General features: G+C 41.4%; 10 protein-coding genes and 1 tRNA gene. 5 read left to right on the forward strand and 6 right to left on the reverse strand.

Going from position 1 to position 17,617, the window contains the following annotated elements; translation table 11 throughout:
- Window positions 1-306 precede the first annotated feature (306 nt).
- The 6 genes from carB to D0T84_RS10040 form a co-directional block, all read right to left on the reverse strand.
- A complete protein-coding gene (gene carB / locus D0T84_RS10020) occupies window positions 307-3,531 on the reverse strand; it encodes a carbamoyl-phosphate synthase (glutamine-hydrolyzing) large subunit (RefSeq protein ID WP_255495298.1) in 3,225 nt (1,074 codons plus the stop codon).
- 24 nt (window positions 3,532-3,555) lie between these two features.
- Entirely contained in the window at window positions 3,556-4,626 is a 1,071-nt protein-coding gene (gene carA, locus D0T84_RS22920) for a glutamine-hydrolyzing carbamoyl-phosphate synthase small subunit (protein WP_255495299.1), read from the reverse strand.
- A gap of 298 nt (window positions 4,627-4,924) precedes the next feature.
- Window positions 4,925-6,118 (reverse strand): pyridoxal phosphate-dependent aminotransferase, encoded by a 1,194-nt coding sequence (locus tag D0T84_RS10025; protein ID WP_163307746.1) that lies wholly within the window; start codon window positions 6,116-6,118, stop codon window positions 4,925-4,927.
- 24 nt (window positions 6,119-6,142) lie between these two features.
- Complete coding sequence (locus D0T84_RS10030; protein WP_163307747.1) at window positions 6,143-6,757, reverse strand: DUF4304 domain-containing protein; 615 nt, start codon at window positions 6,755-6,757, stop codon at window positions 6,143-6,145.
- A gap of 4 nt (window positions 6,758-6,761) precedes the next feature.
- A complete protein-coding gene (locus D0T84_RS10035; RefSeq protein ID WP_163307748.1) occupies window positions 6,762-7,979 on the reverse strand; it encodes a bifunctional 3,4-dihydroxy-2-butanone-4-phosphate synthase/GTP cyclohydrolase II in 1,218 nt (405 codons plus the stop codon).
- 12 nt (window positions 7,980-7,991) lie between these two features.
- Entirely contained in the window at window positions 7,992-10,004 is a 2,013-nt protein-coding gene (locus D0T84_RS10040; RefSeq protein WP_163307749.1) for an LptF/LptG family permease, read from the reverse strand.
- Between the two features lie 214 nt (window positions 10,005-10,218).
- On the opposite strand from D0T84_RS10040, the gene D0T84_RS10045 reads away from it, so the two are divergent.
- The 5 genes from D0T84_RS10045 (at window position 10,219) to D0T84_RS10065 (ending at window position 17,597) form a co-directional block, all read left to right on the forward strand.
- Window positions 10,219-10,292: transfer RNA gene (locus tag D0T84_RS10045), tRNA-Met, on the forward strand.
- Between the two features lie 376 nt (window positions 10,293-10,668).
- Window positions 10,669-11,667 (forward strand): LacI family DNA-binding transcriptional regulator, encoded by a 999-nt coding sequence (locus D0T84_RS10050; RefSeq protein WP_163307750.1) that lies wholly within the window; start codon window positions 10,669-10,671, stop codon window positions 11,665-11,667.
- 157 nt (window positions 11,668-11,824) lie between these two features.
- Entirely contained in the window at window positions 11,825-12,865 is a 1,041-nt protein-coding gene (locus tag D0T84_RS10055) for a LamG domain-containing protein (protein ID WP_163307751.1), read from the forward strand.
- 71 nt (window positions 12,866-12,936) lie between these two features.
- Window positions 12,937-15,930 (forward strand): TonB-dependent receptor, encoded by a 2,994-nt coding sequence (locus D0T84_RS10060; RefSeq protein ID WP_163307752.1) that lies wholly within the window; start codon window positions 12,937-12,939, stop codon window positions 15,928-15,930.
- Between the two features lie 11 nt (window positions 15,931-15,941).
- Window positions 15,942-17,597: a RagB/SusD family nutrient uptake outer membrane protein gene (locus D0T84_RS10065; protein WP_163307753.1), complete on the forward strand. Its 1,656-nt coding sequence runs from the start codon at window positions 15,942-15,944 to the stop codon at window positions 17,595-17,597.
- Window positions 17,598-17,617: the final 20 nt, after the last annotated feature.

The following is a 17,617-nucleotide window of genomic DNA, read 5'->3' on the forward strand; positions in this document are numbered from 1 at the left end:
GAGTTTCGTCCCGTTTAGCCGGCCAGCCGTTGGTGGGTCGCCGAGGGACAAAGCACTAGCCTTTTGCTTCCTTTTGGGCAATGCCAAAAGGAAGGGCAAGCCCAGGAGGGCGCGGCAGCAGGGAGCTACGGCTAAAGTATTTAGCCTAGGATAGCCGTTATGTAAAAAATAAAAGAACACTTAACTTATCAACTACTGATTGACATTATTAGATAATTTTAAATCAAAAAAATACATATTTCTAAGTAGAAAAGCCTGACAAAGAGTTTCCTGCCAGGCTTTTGATTATTCTATCATTTATTGAGATCAGTCGTATTCATTCCACGCTTTAATCTCTATTTCGTCTACGGTCATCTTACAAAATGCCTGTATGAAAGCCGAAGCAAGACGGGAATTAGTAAGTAACGGCACATTGAAATCGATTGCAGCACGGCGGATCTTATACCCGTTGTCCAATTCGCTTGTTGTAAAGTTCTTAGGAATATTTACAACAAGGTCGATTTTCTTGTCATGTATCATTTCCAGTGTATTCGGGTGCTGGTTTTCGTTAGGCCAGAATACCTGAGTGGCGGGAATCCCGTTTTCTACAAGGAATTTCTGTGAACCAGCCGTAGCATACAACTCATACCCTTTCTGGTGTAACAGTCGGGCGGCCTGAAGCAATTCTACTTTAGACTTCGCAGGGCCGGTAGAGAACAAGACTGTTTTCTTCGGTATTTTATAACCCACCGATAACATCGATTTCAGCATGGCATCGTAGAAGTTATCCCCGATACATCCTACTTCTCCGGTAGAAGCCATATCCACACCCAGTACAGGGTCAGCTTTTTGCAGGCGTGAGAAAGAGAACTGCGAAGCCTTGATACCTACATAGTCGAGGTCGAAATCATTCTTGTTCGGTTTTTCAACTTTCTTGCCTAGCATTACTTGTGTAGCAAGGTCTATGAAGTTAATTTTCAGTACCTTCGAAACAAACGGGAACGAACGGGATGCCCGCAGGTTACATTCGATAACCTTTATATCGTTATCCCTTGCCAAGAACTGCATGTTGAAAGGTCCCGAAATCTGTAGTTCTTCGGCTACTTTGCGGGCTACTTTCTTGATGCGTCTAACGGTCTCTATATACAGGCGTTGCGCAGGAAACTGTATGGTCGCGTCTCCGGAGTGTACACCCGCAAACTCTACATGTTCGGATATAGCGTACATTATTATTTCGCCTTTGTTGGCAACCGCGTCTATTTCTATTTCTTTCGCGTTTTCAACGAATTCGCTTACTACTACCGGATGCTTCTTAGATACTTCGGCAGCCAGCCCGAGGAAGTTTTCCAACTCCTGATCGTTTGAGCAAACATTCATTGCGGCGCCCGACAGTACGTAAGAAGGACGGATAAGTACCGGATAGCCTACTTCGTCTACAAAACCCTTAATATCCTGCAATGAAGTCAATTCTTTCCAGCGTGGCTGGTCTACGCCGATGCGGTCGAGCATGCTGGAGAATTTGTGACGGTCTTCGGCGTTGTCGATGTTTTTCGCAGTAGTACCCAGTATGTTTACTTTAGCTGCATCCAGACGCATTGCCAGGTTGTTTGGTATCTGTCCGCCTACCGAAAGGATTACCCCGTGCGGGTTTTCCAGTTCGATGATGTCCATTACACGTTCGTAGGTCAGTTCGTCAAAGTAGAGGCGGTCGCACATATCGTAGTCGGTAGAAACCGTTTCGGGATTGTAATTAATCATTACCGAACGCCAGCCTTCTTTACGTATAGTTTGCAAGGCATTTACCGAACACCAGTCGAATTCTACCGAAGAACCGATGCGGTATGCTCCCGAACCGAGCACGATAACCGATTTGTGGTCGCCCAGATATTTCACATCGTTTTCCCTGCCATTGTATGTGATATACAGGTAGTTGGTCTGTGCCGGATATTCCGCTGCAAGTGTATCTATCTGTTTTACACAAGGTACGATTCCATTCTCTTTACGGATACGGCGTACATCGTGTTGTATGGTCTCTATCAGGCTTGGTTCTTTGCATACAATCTTAGCAACCTGGAAGTCGGAGAATCCCATTTTCTTCGCTGTATGCAGCAAGTCGAGCGGAAGAGACTGTATGTCATCATATTTTTCAAGTTCTTTCGAACATTCATGTATATACTTAAGTTTCTGTAAGAACCAGCGGTCTATCTTTGTAAGGTCATATATCCGGTCTACAGTATAGCCTCTTTTGAAGGCCTCTTCTATGCAGAAGATACGTTTATCTGTCGGATTCTTCAATGCTTCATCCAGATCGTCTACTTCGAGAGGCTTATTGGCTGCAAATCCGTGCATACCGATGTTTATCATACGAAGCCCTTTCTGTATGGTTTCTTCGAATGTACGTCCGATAGCCATAATCTCGCCTACAGACTTCATGCTGGAACCAATCTCCTTAGATACACCATGAAATTTACCTAAGTCCCAACGAGGTATTTTCACTACTATATAGTCGAGTGCCGGTTCGAAGAATGCGCAAGTGGACTTGGTTACCGAATTTTTAAGCTCGAACAGTCCGTATCCCAAACCAAGTTTAGCGGCCACGAAAGCCAACGGGTAACCTGTGGCCTTGGATGCCAGTGCCGATGAACGGCTCAAGCGGGCATTTACTTCGATTACGCGGTAATCTTCCGATTCGGTGTCGAAAGCGAATTGTACGTTACATTCGCCTACAATACCGATGTGTTTTACAATGCGGATTGAGAGTTCGCGCAATTTATGGAATTCATCATTTGTCAATGTTTGTGATGGCGCCACTACGATGCTTTCACCTGTATGGATTCCAAGCGGGTCGAAGTTTTCCATATTACAAACAGTCATACAGTTGCCGTATTTGTCACGCACAACTTCGTATTCTATTTCCTTCCAGCCTTTGAGCGATTTTTCAACAAGGATCTGTGTAGAGTATGAGAATGCTTTTTCGGCAAGGGCGCGTAATTCCTGTTCGTTGTCACAGAATCCTGAGCCAAGGCCACCCAGCGCATAAGCTGCACGTATAATGATCGGGTAACCCAATTCATCGGCGGCTGTTACCGCGTCTTCTATTGTGCCTACGGCATGGCTTTTGATTGTCTTTACATCAATCTGATCCAGTTTCTTTACAAACAGTTCCCGGTCTTCGGTATCCATTATCGCCTGTACCGGAGTACCCAGTACCCGGAGGTTATATTTTTCAAGTATACCGCTTTGGTACAACTGTACTCCGCAGTTAAGCGCAGTTTGTCCTCCAAAGGCCAGTAATAATCCATCCGGCTTTTCTTTTTGGATTACCTTTTCTACAAAGTATGGAGTGATTGGTAAGAAATATATTTTGTCGGCACTTCCTTCCGAAGTTTGTACTGTTGCAATATTGGGATTGATAAGTACTGTTTCGATTCCTTCCTCTTTCAGCGCTTTGAGAGCCTGTGAGCCTGAGTAATCAAATTCTCCGGCTTCTCCGATTTTTAGCGCTCCCGAACCAAGGACTAATACTTTTTTTACGTCTATGTTAATATCCATTTAATCTACTTTTTATGAGTTGGATTATAATTTTTCTACAAATAAATCAAATAAGAAACCTGTGTCAGTAGGTCCACTGGCCGCTTCGGGATGGAACTGTGCCGAAAAGAACGGTTTAGTCTTATGTTTGATACCTTCATTTGTACCATCGTTCAGGTTGATGAACAAAGGCTCCCAGTCTGCGCCCAGAGAAGCGTTCGCAACGGCAAATCCGTGATTTTGCGACGTAATAAAACATTTAGTGGAATCGACCATTTTTACAGGCTGGTTGTGGCTGCGGTGTCCGTATTTTAGTTTATAGATGGTTGCCCCGCCTGCCTTTGACAAAAGCTGGTTTCCCATGCATATCCCGCAAATAGGCTTATTGCCTTCCATCGCTTTATGTATATTCTTTACAGTTTCTTCGCAGAAATCAGGATTTCCGGGGCCATTGGAGATAAACAGCCCGTCCCATTCCAGCTGGTTGAAGTCGTAATCCCACGGAACACGTATAATTGTTACATTCCTTTTCAGTAAACTACGTATTATGTTGTGTTTTACACCACAGTCGACAAGGAGTACTTTCTTTTCCCCGTTTCCGTACGTAAGTACTTCTTTACAAGAGGCTTTTTTTACCTGATTTTCCAGATTCGGATCATAAAAATCTATTTCGTTGGCATCTTTGAAAACAATTTTACCTTTCATCGAACCCTTTTCGCGCAGTATCTTGGTAAGTTCACGGGTATCTATTCCGTAAATTCCCGGCACATCATGTTCTTTAAGCCAGTCTCCAAGGCTCTTCTTCGCATTCCAGTGTGAATATTCATGTGAATAATCGGATACGATTAGTCCGCTCACTTGCACTTTTTCCGATTCGTAAAAGTCTGATACTCCATTGGTAAATGTATCATCAGGGACACCATAGTTACCTACAAGGGGAAATGTAACAACAAGTATCTGCCCCAAATAAGAAGGGTCGGTAAGGCTTTCGGTATAGCCTACCATTGCGGTACTAAACACAACTTCGCCGGCTTTTGCAGTTTCAGAGCCGAAAGATTTCCCTTCGAAAACTGTTCCGTCGTCAAGAATTAGCTGAACTGGTTTGTCTGAATACATGTTTTGTTTTTATATAAATATATGATTAATAAGCTATTTACAAAGATAAAAAAAAAGGAACGGGATATCTGTCATATCTGTTCCTTTTAGTTATAATAGTAAATGTTGTACTTTTTTCTTTCTCATTTTTTCAAATACTCAAAATATCTCATGTGAATATCTGAGGTACAAAGGTAGAAATAAAAATGATATATTGTGATGCTTTTATGGATAATAATTTTCTTTTTTACACATTGCTAAAATAAAAAGAGGGAATAAGCCAATGTTCCCTCTTCCATAATATATTATTCCTAATCTGTTATTTCAACTTTGCCAGTGTTTCTTTCACTCTGCGCATCGCTTCTATGATATTTTCGTCAGAGGTAGCGTAAGAGAAACGGATATAGTTAGGTGCTTCGAATGCAAGCCCTCCCACACAGGCCACATGTCCTTCTTCTAAAAGAAACATTGCCAGATCGGCAGATGTATTGATAACCTTGCCATTGTATGATTTACCCAGATAATAACTGCACTCGGGGAACAGGTAGAATGCTCCTTCGGGCTTGTTTACTTTGAATCCTTCTATTTCGAAGGCTAATTTTACTATCAGGTCGCGGCGGCGCATAAAGGCTTTACGCATATCTTCCACACATTGCTGGTCTCCGTAATATGCTGCTTCTGCAGCTTTCTGGGAGATAGAAGATGCTCCGGATGTATATTGTCCCTGCAGTTTGTTGCAGGCAGCGGCAAGCCATTGAGGAGCGGCCATCCATCCCAGACGCCATCCTGTCATTGCGTAGGCTTTAGATACTCCGTTTACTATTACTACACGTTCCCTTACATTTTCGAACTGGGCTATACTTTCGTGCTTACCTGTATAGTTGATATGTTCGTATATTTCGTCCGCTATGATGATTATATTCGGATATTTGGCCAGTACATCAGCCAGTGCCTTTAGTTCGGCTTTACTGTATATGCTTCCTGTAGGATTGGATGGGGAGCACAGGATTATGGCTCTTGTCTTCGGGTTGATAGCGGCTTCCAGTTCGGCCGGCGTTATTTTAAAGTCCTGTTCGATGCCGGTATGTATTATATAGCTTTCACCTTCAGCCAGTTTTACCATTTCTATATAGCTTACCCAGCACGGTGCAGGTATAATTACCTGTTCCCCGGGATTTACTACACTCAGTATAGCGTTGCATACGGCCTGTTTAGCTCCGTTTGAGCAAATGATCTGCTCCGGTTTGTATTGCAGCCCGTTTTCCGATTCCAGTTTTTTACATACGGCTTGCCGTAGCGAAAGGTAACCCGGAACGGGTGTATATAATGAATAGTTCTCATCAATCGCTTTCTTGGCGGCTTCTTTGATATGATCCGGCGTGTGGAAGTCCGGTTCTCCTACACTGAGGTTTATAACATTGATACCCTGAGCTTTCAGTTCATTGCTTTTTTGCGACATCGCCAGGGTTTCCGATATTGCAAGGTTTGCTATGCGTGCTGATACTTGTGACATTGTTTCAGATTTTATTTTAGATTGTTATTCTTTAAGTTCCAGTTCTTTTTCCAGTTTAATGAGATTCTCAAGGTAACCGTTATTGCCGGTTTCTTTTGCTCTTTTTATTTCTTTTTCCAACTCTTCCAATGCCCTCTTTTTGTAACCATTATAAAATAAAGCTTTTATTTCGTATGGGTAGAGATCTATTTTATTTAGCAACGCTTTGAATATATCTTCTTGCGATTGGAATTTAGCAAGATAAGGAAGTATATTTTTTATAAAAATATTTTCAATTTTGGAATAAAGTTTAGCTTCTTCAATGTTATTTGTCAGGTCGAACCAAATATCCCTGTCTTCTAATAAGCGACCTATCCTGATCCTTATTGGGCAATTATATTCTAAGAATTTGGGACCTAGTTGGCGGGATGACCAGTATTTATCTATTTCCATAGAATATATTCCCAGATTTATAGTAAAGTGTATATGTTGTTTATCATAATAGACACTTTTCTGGAAATTTACTATTTTGCCCAATCCTTCTTCATTGTAAAAACGGAAATTATTACCGGATTTTTTATAACCCAGAGTTTTGAAGTGCGGCCAAATTATTTTTGACACCAAATAGTCAAACTTCTTCTCAATTTCCGTTTTCGCCATTTATTTAGTCTACATTATGCAAATCGTGTCCCATACGCTCTTTCTTGGTATGCATATAGAATTCGTTATATTTATTTGGCGTAATTTCGATAGGTACATTTTCTACCACTGTGAGCCCGAATGATTCCAATCCTTTTCGTTTCACAGGGTTGTTGGTCAGTAGTCGCATCTTGCTGACATTCAGGTCGCGGAGTATTGCGGCACCAACACCATAGTCGCGCTCATCGGCGCGGAACCCGAGATGCAGATTCGCGTCTACCGTGTCGTAGCCTTCTTCCTGTAATTTATATGCTTCCATTTTAGCCATAAGACCGATTCCCCTGCCTTCCTGATTGAGGTATACGATGACGCCTTTTCCTTCTTTTTGTATCATTTCCATCGACTTGTGAAGCTGTTCGCCACACTCGCAACGTTTCGAACCGAATATATCTCCTGTCATACACGAAGAGTGAACACGTACAAGGATAGGTTCGTCTTCTTCCCAGGATCCCTTAATTAAGGCGATATGCTCCAGCCCTGTGGATTTTTGTTTGAACGGTATCAGACGAAAGTCGCCGTAAACTGTCGGCATTTTCACTTCAACGCCTTCTTCTATCAGTGATTCCCTTTCGAGGCGGTAGCGAACCAGGTCGGCTACCGAAATAAGTTTTAAGTCGTAGTCGTCGGCCATCTTTCTCAATTCAGGCAGACGTGCCATTTCGCCGTCTTCTCTTTTTATTTCGATGAGAACGCCGGCGGGGTACATTCCTGCCAATCGTGCCATATCTACGGCAGCTTCGGTATGCCCCAGGCGGCTTAACACGCCTTTGTCCTTGGCTCGTAAGGGGAATATGTGCCCCGGACGCCCGAAATCTTCTGGTTTGGTTTCTTTCTTGGTGAGGGCTAATATTGTCTGCGCCCTGTCATAGGCGGATATTCCTGTTGTTACACCGTTTTTCAGTAAGTCTATTGATACGGTAAAGGGTGTGGAATGTGTTGATGTATTGCGAGTTACCATCATCGGCAAATCCAATTCCTCGCAGCGTTCGGATGTTAAGGGGGTACAGATAAGCCCTCTGGCATGGGTTTCCATGAAATTTACTTTCTCCGGAGTAATGGCCTCTGCTGCAATAATTAAATCGCCTTCATTTTCACGATCTTCATCGTCAACTACAATAATGAAATTACCTTTTCTAATTTCGTTGATTGCTTCTTCTACGGTGTCTAATTTTATTTTATCCATGTTGAAATCTTTTTACCATTTAATGCTTTCCATATCTTCTCTCATCCTATTTTTTATATGTGTATAGACTATAAACGAGAAGACCAACGACACTATCATTATACCTGCTGTATCTTTTTTTGTTTTACGGTCTATTGCCCGGTAGAAGTCAAAATAGCAAATGAATGTTCTCGCATAGAAATAGTAAAATACCGGAACCAAAGGCCAAATAATATAGGAAGCAATATTTAATGTCAGCATTATTTTTAAATTTTTGATGGTGGCCCGGTATATTTTTTTAGCTTCCTCGTATTCTATATTTTTTATTCTTATATCAAAAAGGTCGTCTCCCTTATCTTTGAGTACGCTTAATATTACTTGCAGCTTATCTTCTCCATAGCCATATTGCTGATGGTTTCTGACTATATCCTTGAGGTTGTCTATGCTCATATTCTGCAGGCTAGCCACCAATTCAGGGTCGGCATTTAATGTAGATAGCTCAGGGACGGTGTTTACGTCAACGGTAGTTTGGTTTTCGTTTATTACCTTTTTCTTCAATCCTAATATCTTACGGAAGAAGTTTCCGTAGGCTTCGGGGTTGAACAGAGCCGAGTCATTCATGGCTTTATAGGTCAGGAAAACGCCGAGAGGGAATAATGCGAATGAGCTGAGCCACATTCCCTGCCATACTTCCCATACGCCATCGCGTGCCATTTTGTAACCTATATTGTCGATAATGTAGTAAACGATAAAAAGCAAAACTGATACCACCACCGGCATACCCAGTCCTCCCTTTCGTATGATGGCGCCTAATGGCGCGCCAATGAAAAAGAATATAAGGCAAGCGAATGATAATACAAATTTACGGTGCCATTCTATCTTATGCATCCGTATGTTTTTTTGCAGGTTTATCTTTTGTGTTGTCTCCATGATATTGAACCTGCTGCTTTCTGCATCATTGGCAGCTGTGCCGACATACCGGGACAATTCGTCTCTGCTATATGTTGACAACAGGGAGTCGAAATCTATTCTGATAGGAGGCTTTTCGGCTTTGGTCTGTTCGGGCTTAGGTTGTTCTTTATCCTTTTCCTGTGTTTGACCAGTTTTTTTATATGTATCGGAATTCCTGTATGTCAGATATGTAAATTTGCCTATAATCCTGCGGTCGTGTATATTGACACTGTCCAGGCGGGAATTGAGGGAGTCAATGGAATTGCCTAGTTGTACTATGTTTTTTGAAATCTGTGTGCCTTCCAGATTGGACTCGTCCATCCTGTCAAAACCTGTATTGAACGGGATGATGATTTTTTTCTCTTTAAAGTTTTCCCTGCCATAGGGTACAAACTGGTTATTGCGGCGGGCATCGCTGAGCCCTGACTGGCGGAAGTTGGCAAAGCGCTGTCCTGAATAGAGGTTGAGAAGGAGGTAGCTTTTGTCGGATGAAACGTTCATCAGTGCAGAATCGCAGACAAATACGGACATATTGTCGAATCCTTCGGATGTGTCGTATATCATGACATCCTTTAGCATTCTGGTCTCCTTGTCCTTTTTCTTAACGTAAAGGTTATAATTTGTAATTCCGTTATAAAAAGATCCTTCAGGTATATCCAATTCGGGCGATTTTTGCCGTATGGATATCATCAGGGAGCGTAATTTAACCTGAATGCGGGGCATTGCCTCATTTTGGAAGAAAAAAGCTCCTATCGCTACACATGAGACAAATATAATGAGGGGCATCATGGTTTTTAACAGGGAAACTCCGGATGCTTTAATTGCTAATAATTCAAGGCGCTCGCCTAAGTTGCCGAAAGCCATAAGGGACGCTAAGAGCAAGGCGAGTGGCAAAGCCATAGGGATCAGGCTAAGCAGGGCATACAGGAATAGTTCTGCGAGGACAATGTTGTCTAATCCTTTGCCAACAAGGTCTTCTACAAATTTCCAGAGGAATTGCATCAATACGATGAACAGACATATTCCAAAAGTCATCATGAAGATGGGCAGGAATGTCTGAATGATAAATGTATATAACCTCTTAATTCTTAGCATTCGCAAATTACTAAATTGAGTACAAAAGTAGTAAAAAGAAGAATGTAAAAAATAATATTGAGGCGAAAGATGTCATTGTTAATTTTTATTAGGAAGTTAACCTTTGTATATGAGATGATTCCGATATTATTTATAACTATTTTTATTATTTTCTTTTCAGAATCTTGCTTAATCAAAAATAATCTTCTATTTTTGCACCCGCTAACATGATAATGGCGGGATAGCTCAGATGGTTAGAGCGCATGATTCATAATCATGAGGTCCCGAGTTCAATTCTCGGTCCCGCTACTTGAAAATGAGAGGCTTACAAGAAGTTGTAAGCCTCTTTTCTTTTATAGGTGAAATCATGGCTCAAGTGGATTTTTGGGCTCAGCGGATTTTTCGGGTCAACGGATTGCTTCTATGGATAATATTTTTGATTTCAACGAAAAACTTATCATTAGCCAACCATCTACATTCTTCGCAATAATAGATGGGAATAGTAGGATATATGATGGAGAACTATAATCGATAAGCTTTTTTAATTATAATGACGAGTAGAAAATAGGAAAATGTCAAGAACCAACTTTATAGAATGTTAAAGTTTTATTTTTAGGAGCTATTTATTTGTTATTTATTAAAATAAAACTATATTTGCATTGTTTAACCGGTTAAAGACGATTTTATGCTAATTTCAATGAAAGACATTGCCGAAGCCCTAAATCTATCAAAGACGACCGTTTCCTGGATTCTTTCAGGAAAAGGAACCGAAAAAGGATTTAGCGAGGATACCATAAAATTGGTAACAGATTACGCAAGGAAAGTCAATTACCGGCCTAATTTACTAGCTCGCAGTTTGTCGCTCGGTACAACAAATACTATTGGCCTGATTGTACCATTTATCGGAGATACATTTTATGCCCAGATAGCTCAGGCCATAGAGACCGAAGCCGGAAAGAGAAACTATTTACTGACCATCTGCAGCTCGGAAGGTAACAGTGCCCACGAAATAGACCTGATAAGAATACTACGCTCAAAACAGGTGGATGGATTAATCATTGCACCAACCAAGGATAGCATTGCTGAGATAAAAAAGCTAAAAAAAGACTCCTTCCCGTTTGTGCTGATTGACAGGTATTTTCCGACACTGGAGACCAACTACATAGTAGTTGACAATGAGGAAAGCAGTTTTTTGATAGTGACACATATGCTTAGGAAGAAATGCAGAAAAATTGCATTATTAACTTCCGACACCCATCTACTGGTAATGAATCTACGGATGAAAGGATATAAAACCGCCGTAGAAAAGGCAAATGCTGCCAATGATGAAGATCTGATACTTCAGATTCAGCGAGACGATTATACAAATGATACAATAAAACAACTAGATAAACTATTCAAAAAACATCCCGATGTGGATGGATTTTATTTTGCAACGCACTATCTGGCATTGGAGGCCATACGCTATTTTTTAGATAAAAGGATCGACTATAGAAACAAATTTATTCTGGCTTGCTTTCATGAAACTCAAGCCCTTGATATTTTAGCTCCTGAAATGCTCATCGCTCGTATGCCTATCGACGATATTGGACAGAGATCTATAGACATGCTATTGGATAATATTAAACAGAGGACTTTGCCCCCCAAACACTTAATACTAAATAATAAACTAATAAATTTATAAGCCCATCAAAGTTTAATCGGTTAAAATATAGTTGATGCCCAGCTATAAAAATCATTGCCTTAATCATTTTATTTCATTATTTAACCGGTTAAATAAAAAAGTAAAAAAACGATGGTGCTACATATACTATAATATCTAATTACTAAAATGAAACAAGATGAAAAAACACCTTATCTATTTTTTAATATGTCTGCCGATACTTTATGTATCCTGCGATGACAATAAGTCAGACGGACATGGAGAATTGGATTACGAGGAATTGTTCTCCTTGCGTACCGAGATACAGAACCGTCTTGACACGGCCATCGTCGGTATTGTTGATGGGACTTATCCTCAGGAAAGCTACAAATCTCTGGAAGAAGCTTTGGAAAACCTTAATGCAGGTATATCCAGAGCCAAGGCCGGAGATCTTATTCTACAATTTGAAGTCGAAAATTACGTACTTGCTGTTCAAAAAGCAATAAAACTTTTCGATGACGCACGGATATTTACTTTGCCGGTAGGCACACCAGCAGAGATATTTGTAAACGGTATTGATTCGAAAGGATATATTGACTTTGGATCCTCAGCCGAATTCTGTGGAGGACCTTATTTTACAGTGGAAACCTGGGCCAAATATGATGAGGGGTATATTGAATTTGCTTTCGGCTCATTTATATCAACATTTATCAGTCCTATTCCATACAAAGGATGGACACTACATTACTGGGGGGTGAGCAACTCCTTATTGCGCTTTAGCATAGGCACCGACGATTCTAATCCGGATCTGACCCTACCTACCATAAGCACCCCTGCTCCAACTAACTATGGCGAATGGTTCCATGTCGCAGCCGTTCATGATTCCGGCAGCAAGAAACTGTTGTTATATATCAACGGAGAACTAAAGTCGAGCACAAATCTGACCGCCAACATGGTAGTTAATAGTGCCGATGATATGCGCATGTGGGCGTTTGTTGAGCCAAAAGACAAGAGTCGTTGTATAAGTGGTTATATGAAAAAATTCCGCATATGGAATGTTGCAAAATCGGAAAGTGATATTAAACAGTTGATGAATACCGATGTTGATGGAACAGAAAACGGACTATCCTGTGCATGGGATTTCACCGAAAAGCCGGAAAATGACGAAGCCATTCCTGACAAAACAGGAAGACATTCTGCCAAACTTGTAGGCATATACAAATGGAAAGCGCTGAATTAAGACATGCTAATATAATACGATTCATACCATGAATAGGCTTCAGAGAAGCTGAACTTTATAACACTATTTTTATGAGATTGTTAGTCAGAAATTTAACACACAGGCACGTATTACTTATTGCAATGATTCTACTTTCGATAGGTAATATAAATGCCCAAAGCAACGCATTTCTCTTAAAGGGGCGTGTGGTTGACAGTAATGATAGTACACTCCCAGGGGTAAATATTTCTATACAAGGAACCACAAAAGGAGTAGCTACTGATGCTGACGGAAACTTTGAGTTGGCTGTCAGTATGGGGCAAACGATAGTATGCACTTACATAGGATTTGAAACTCAAACGCTCCAGATCAAATCCAGAAATTTTCTGGAGATAAAAATGCATGAGAACGAGCTTCAACTTCAGGATGTTGTAGTATTAGGTTATGGTACCGTTTTGAAGAAAGACATGACCGGTTCGGCCCAGACCCTGTCGAGTAAAGATATATCCAAGGCCATGGCTGTGAATGTATCCGAAGCCCTCAATGGTCGTGTGAGCGGGGTTCTTGTCACCAAAGCTTCAAATCGTCCGGGGGCCGATATGAGCATCCAGATAAGGGGACAGAATTCTTTTAATTATTCCAACGAACCTCTCTATGTAATCGACGGTGTTCCGTCCCAGTCGGGACTCCGCACATTGAATCCTGAGGATATAGAGTCTATTGATGTACTTAAAGATGCATCTTCGTGTGCCATCTATGGTTCCAGAGGGTCAAACGGAGTTGTGATTGTTACCACAAAAGGAGCCACAAGAACCGAAGGTTTCAATATCGAATACAAAGGTAGCGTTGGCCTAAAGACTCCTACACACATGCCCGATATGCTTGGTAGCGAAGGTAACGGAATGGAGTATGTGAATTTCAGAATACAGCAATGGACAAACAAATTCGGACAGTCGTCCCTATCTACTCCGGCATTTCTCACCGATGATGAAAGAAGGCATATTAAGCACAGCGAATACTATGACTGGTTGAGAGAATTTGCAAAAGATGCGCTGATCACCAATCATACAATAACAGCAACCGGAGGCTCAAAAAATACATCTTACACATTCGGATTGGGCTACATGCTTGATGAAGGGATTGCCGGATCGGAAAAATTCTCACGCATAACATCTAATATTGGCATTGAACAAAGACTGGGAGATAAACTACGGATGGGTATGAATGCGTATATATCATTCAATACGATCAATCACGGTAGTTCCGATGCCTTGCTCAATGCCTACCTCATCACTCCTATTGTAGGTCGCTTTAACCTTGATGGTTCCCCTACATTTTCTCACAGGCCGGGAGGACGTGTCAATCCTTTCCTGCAAGATGAGAATACAAAAAATGAGAGTGACGGATGGGCTGTCAATACACTTGCTTTTCTTGAATACAAACCGATTAAAGATTTAGCACTGAAAACCCAGATAGCGATGCAATACGATGGCGCCACAAACGGTACATGGACAGGTACGGATACACAGGCGGGGCAAGGTGTAAAATTGCCAACTGCCTCACGCAGTGAAGGCACCAACCAGAACTGGGTTTGGGACAATACGATAACCTACGATAAGATTTTCGGAGGAAAGCACAGACTGAATGCGATAGGACTCTTCAGTTTGCAGCAAGACACTCATAAATCTTCGGGTATGACCGGAGAAGGCATGCCTTACAACTCAGACTGGCACGCTATACACACTGCAGAGCAAATAGTGAACGTTAACAGCAATTACTGGGAATCGGCTATGGTTTCGTTTATGGGACGCGTCAATTATGTGTTGATGGATAAATATATGTTCACCGCAACTGCTCGCTACGATGGTACCTCTCGCCTGGCAAAAGAAAATCGCTGGGGACTACTCCCCTCTGCTGCAATAGGCTGGCAAATGAAAAACGAAGATTTTCTGAAAGATGTAGATTGGATAAGCGGACTAAAACTGCGTGCAAGCTGGGGTAAAACCGGAAATAACAGCGTAGGGCATGACGTAACGCTAACCCGTCTGAATATGAGTACATATTCGTTTGGTGCCTCTGGGGTTAAAGGATTTGGAGTAGGAGGTTCTCTTGGCAACAAAAATCTGAAATGGGAGATGACATCGGAATGGAATTACGGGGTAGACTTCGGTTTCTTAAATGGACGGATAAATGGTGCCGTAGATGTATATTTCAGAAAGACAAAAGACCTCATTTTCCAGAAACAGGTAGCCAACGTCAATGGATATAGTAGTATATTGGAAAACATCGGAAGTACATCAAATAAAGGGGTGGAGTTTACGATCAATTCCCAGAATATAGTTACAAAAGATTTCTCGTGGACCACAAATCTGACCTTCTCCCTGAATAAAAATAAGATTGTCGATCTTGATGGGACAAAAACCGATGACCTGGCCAACAGACGTTTTATAGGGCATCCTATAAATGTTTACTATGATGTGGAACAGGCAGGTATCTGGCAGGAGCATGAAAAGGAAGAAGCCGAGAAGTACAATTCTGCTCCAGGGTGGATAAAAATTGTAGATCAGGACCAAAATGGTGTCATAGATGCCAACGACTATAAAATATTAGGAGCGCCAACGCCCGACTGGACGGCAGGTATGACCAATACATTCACTTATAAGAACTGGGATATGTCTGTCTACATGTATTCCCGTGTAGGAGGCTTGTACAACGATGCTTTCACCTTCTACTTCCTTGGGCTGAATAATCAGGACTGGAACAAACTTGATGTCTCTTATTGGACAGCAGAAAACGGAAACAATAAATATCCGGGGATAGGTCTTGAATCCCTTTGGACTCAGGTACTTTCCCAGACAAAAGGCACATTCCTGAAAATACAGAATATCACATTAGGATATACATTTAGCGACAAGCTTCTGAGAAAATCCGGAATAAAAGGACTTCGCACTTATGTATCGGTACAGAATCCGTTTACATTCAGTTCTTATCTCGGTTCCGATCCGGAAATTATTGGAGAAAATCTCAACACGCAATTGTCTCTGTATCCTATGACATTCACATTTGGACTAAATGTTAAATTTTAATCTGGCTTATCATGAACTTAATTAAAAAGAAAATAAGTATATGCGTCATGTTGATTATTGCCCTTGCTTTTTCCGGATGTAACGATTTTCTCGATATATATAATCCGTCGGCCAATACAATTGACTATTATGATACGAAAGAAGGACAGGAAAAACTTATCCTCGATCTCTATTCAAGATACAGAAGCGTTTTTGGAGAAGGCAACCTTCAATATTTTGGAACGGACATGTACATGGCTTGTGACGAGAGCCCTACATCTGCCCAATTTGACGGGTATAACAAAGACCTGTCCGGATTATCCGGCGTTATTGGCGGTTATTGGAACCTACTATATAAAGTTGTACAAGAGTCGAATATTCTACTCAACCGTTGCACTCCCGAGATTGCAGGAGGCAATTACGACAGAATGATTGCAGAAGCCACATTCTTCCGAGTCATGGCATATTATTATTTGGTAGAAACATTCGGTCCAGTGCCATTATTAGTAGAAGAAAATACTGATGTGGAAAATGTCATAACAGAAGTAACCCGCGAAGACGAATCGGCAATTTACAGCTTTATGATAACCGAACTGGAGAACGTAAAAGGGAATCTTCCTAATGCTGCCAGCGAGGCCGGAAAATTATCTGATACGGCATTGCGTCATTTCTTAGGCAAGCTATATCTTACCCGGAGTTATCGCGATTACACAGTTTCTGATGATCTGACCAATGCGATATCCAATTTTGAATCAGTAATATCATCCGATCATCATAGGCTATTGCCTCGCTTTGCTGATGTTTTCAGCGAAGACAATCAGAATAACGATGAGATTATCTGGGCTATTCAGTATGGCAATGATAAGAATTATAACGGAGGAGGTAATCCGCAGCACTCCCAGTTCGGATTCAATCTCACAGCATTGTATCCGGGTCTGTTTACCCTTAATCAGAAAGAATATTCAGCCATGCAGCGGTATTACTGGGTAAACCCTATAGTACACGAATGGTATAGGAATCCGGATATCGACACTCGCTATGATGTTACCTTCAAAAGAGAGTTCTACATCAATGACCCATCTCACGAGAACTATGGCAAACCAGGCATCTATATGCCATTATGGAACGATACTTCGAATGACGATAAAGGATCAACATATTACTATCCTTTCAAGAAAAGTGATGGCACATACAACTGGTATCCTGCATTCGGAGCAATGGGCTGGAGTACCGACTGTATGCCTATGTGCCAGAAATTTAAGGAAACAAGAATAGACTGGGGTGGAAAAGGAACACGCGAAGATGTAGTCTTCCGTATGGCAGACACATATCTGTTGTGTGCCGAAGCATATCTGAAAAACGGAAAAAGTGGTGAAGCTCTGGAAAAGGTGAATCAGATTATAAAAAGAGCAGCAGGAACAGACGAAAATTATGAAATAATGAAGATTCAGTCTGCATCGGCACTCACACTTGATCGCCTTCTGGAAGAAAGGGGATGCGAATTGTTCGGAGAGCACGACAGATGGTTCGACCTGAAACGGACCGGCACGCTGCTTACTCGTGCAAAACTAAATCCGTTGGTGATTCGCTATGACAATCTTTCCGATATACACTTGGTTCGCCCTATTCCTTACGATGAAAGGATAAAACTGAAAGGTCTCGACCAAAATAAAGGATATAACAACTAGAAACTTTAAAAAAGTATATT

This window comes from Dysgonomonas sp. 521 (assembly GCF_010501055.1).
Classification (GTDB): domain Bacteria; phylum Bacteroidota; class Bacteroidia; order Bacteroidales; family Dysgonomonadaceae; genus Dysgonomonas.

What these genes read in the sequence shown, in the direction of transcription:
- carB (WP_255495298.1), bottom strand. Translation starts at nt 3,531, where the DNA reads ATGGATATTAACATAGACGTAAAAAAAGTATTAGTCCTTGGTTCGGGA.
- carA (WP_255495299.1), bottom strand. Translation starts at nt 4,626, where the DNA reads ATGTATTCAGACAAACCAGTTCAGCTAATTCTTGACGACGGAACAGTT.
- D0T84_RS10025 (WP_163307746.1), bottom strand. Translation starts at nt 6,118, where the DNA reads ATGTCACAAGTATCAGCACGCATAGCAAACCTTGCAATATCGGAAACC.
- D0T84_RS10030 (WP_163307747.1), bottom strand. Translation starts at nt 6,757, where the DNA reads ATGGCGAAAACGGAAATTGAGAAGAAGTTTGACTATTTGGTGTCAAAA.
- D0T84_RS10035 (WP_163307748.1), bottom strand. Translation starts at nt 7,979, where the DNA reads ATGGATAAAATAAAATTAGACACCGTAGAAGAAGCAATCAACGAAATT.
- D0T84_RS10040 (WP_163307749.1), bottom strand. Translation starts at nt 10,004, where the DNA reads ATGCTAAGAATTAAGAGGTTATATACATTTATCATTCAGACATTCCTG.
- D0T84_RS10050 (WP_163307750.1), top strand. Translation starts at nt 10,669, where the DNA reads ATGCTAATTTCAATGAAAGACATTGCCGAAGCCCTAAATCTATCAAAG.
- D0T84_RS10055 (WP_163307751.1), top strand. Translation starts at nt 11,825, where the DNA reads ATGAAAAAACACCTTATCTATTTTTTAATATGTCTGCCGATACTTTAT.
- D0T84_RS10060 (WP_163307752.1), top strand. Translation starts at nt 12,937, where the DNA reads ATGAGATTGTTAGTCAGAAATTTAACACACAGGCACGTATTACTTATT.
- D0T84_RS10065 (WP_163307753.1), top strand. Translation starts at nt 15,942, where the DNA reads ATGAACTTAATTAAAAAGAAAATAAGTATATGCGTCATGTTGATTATT.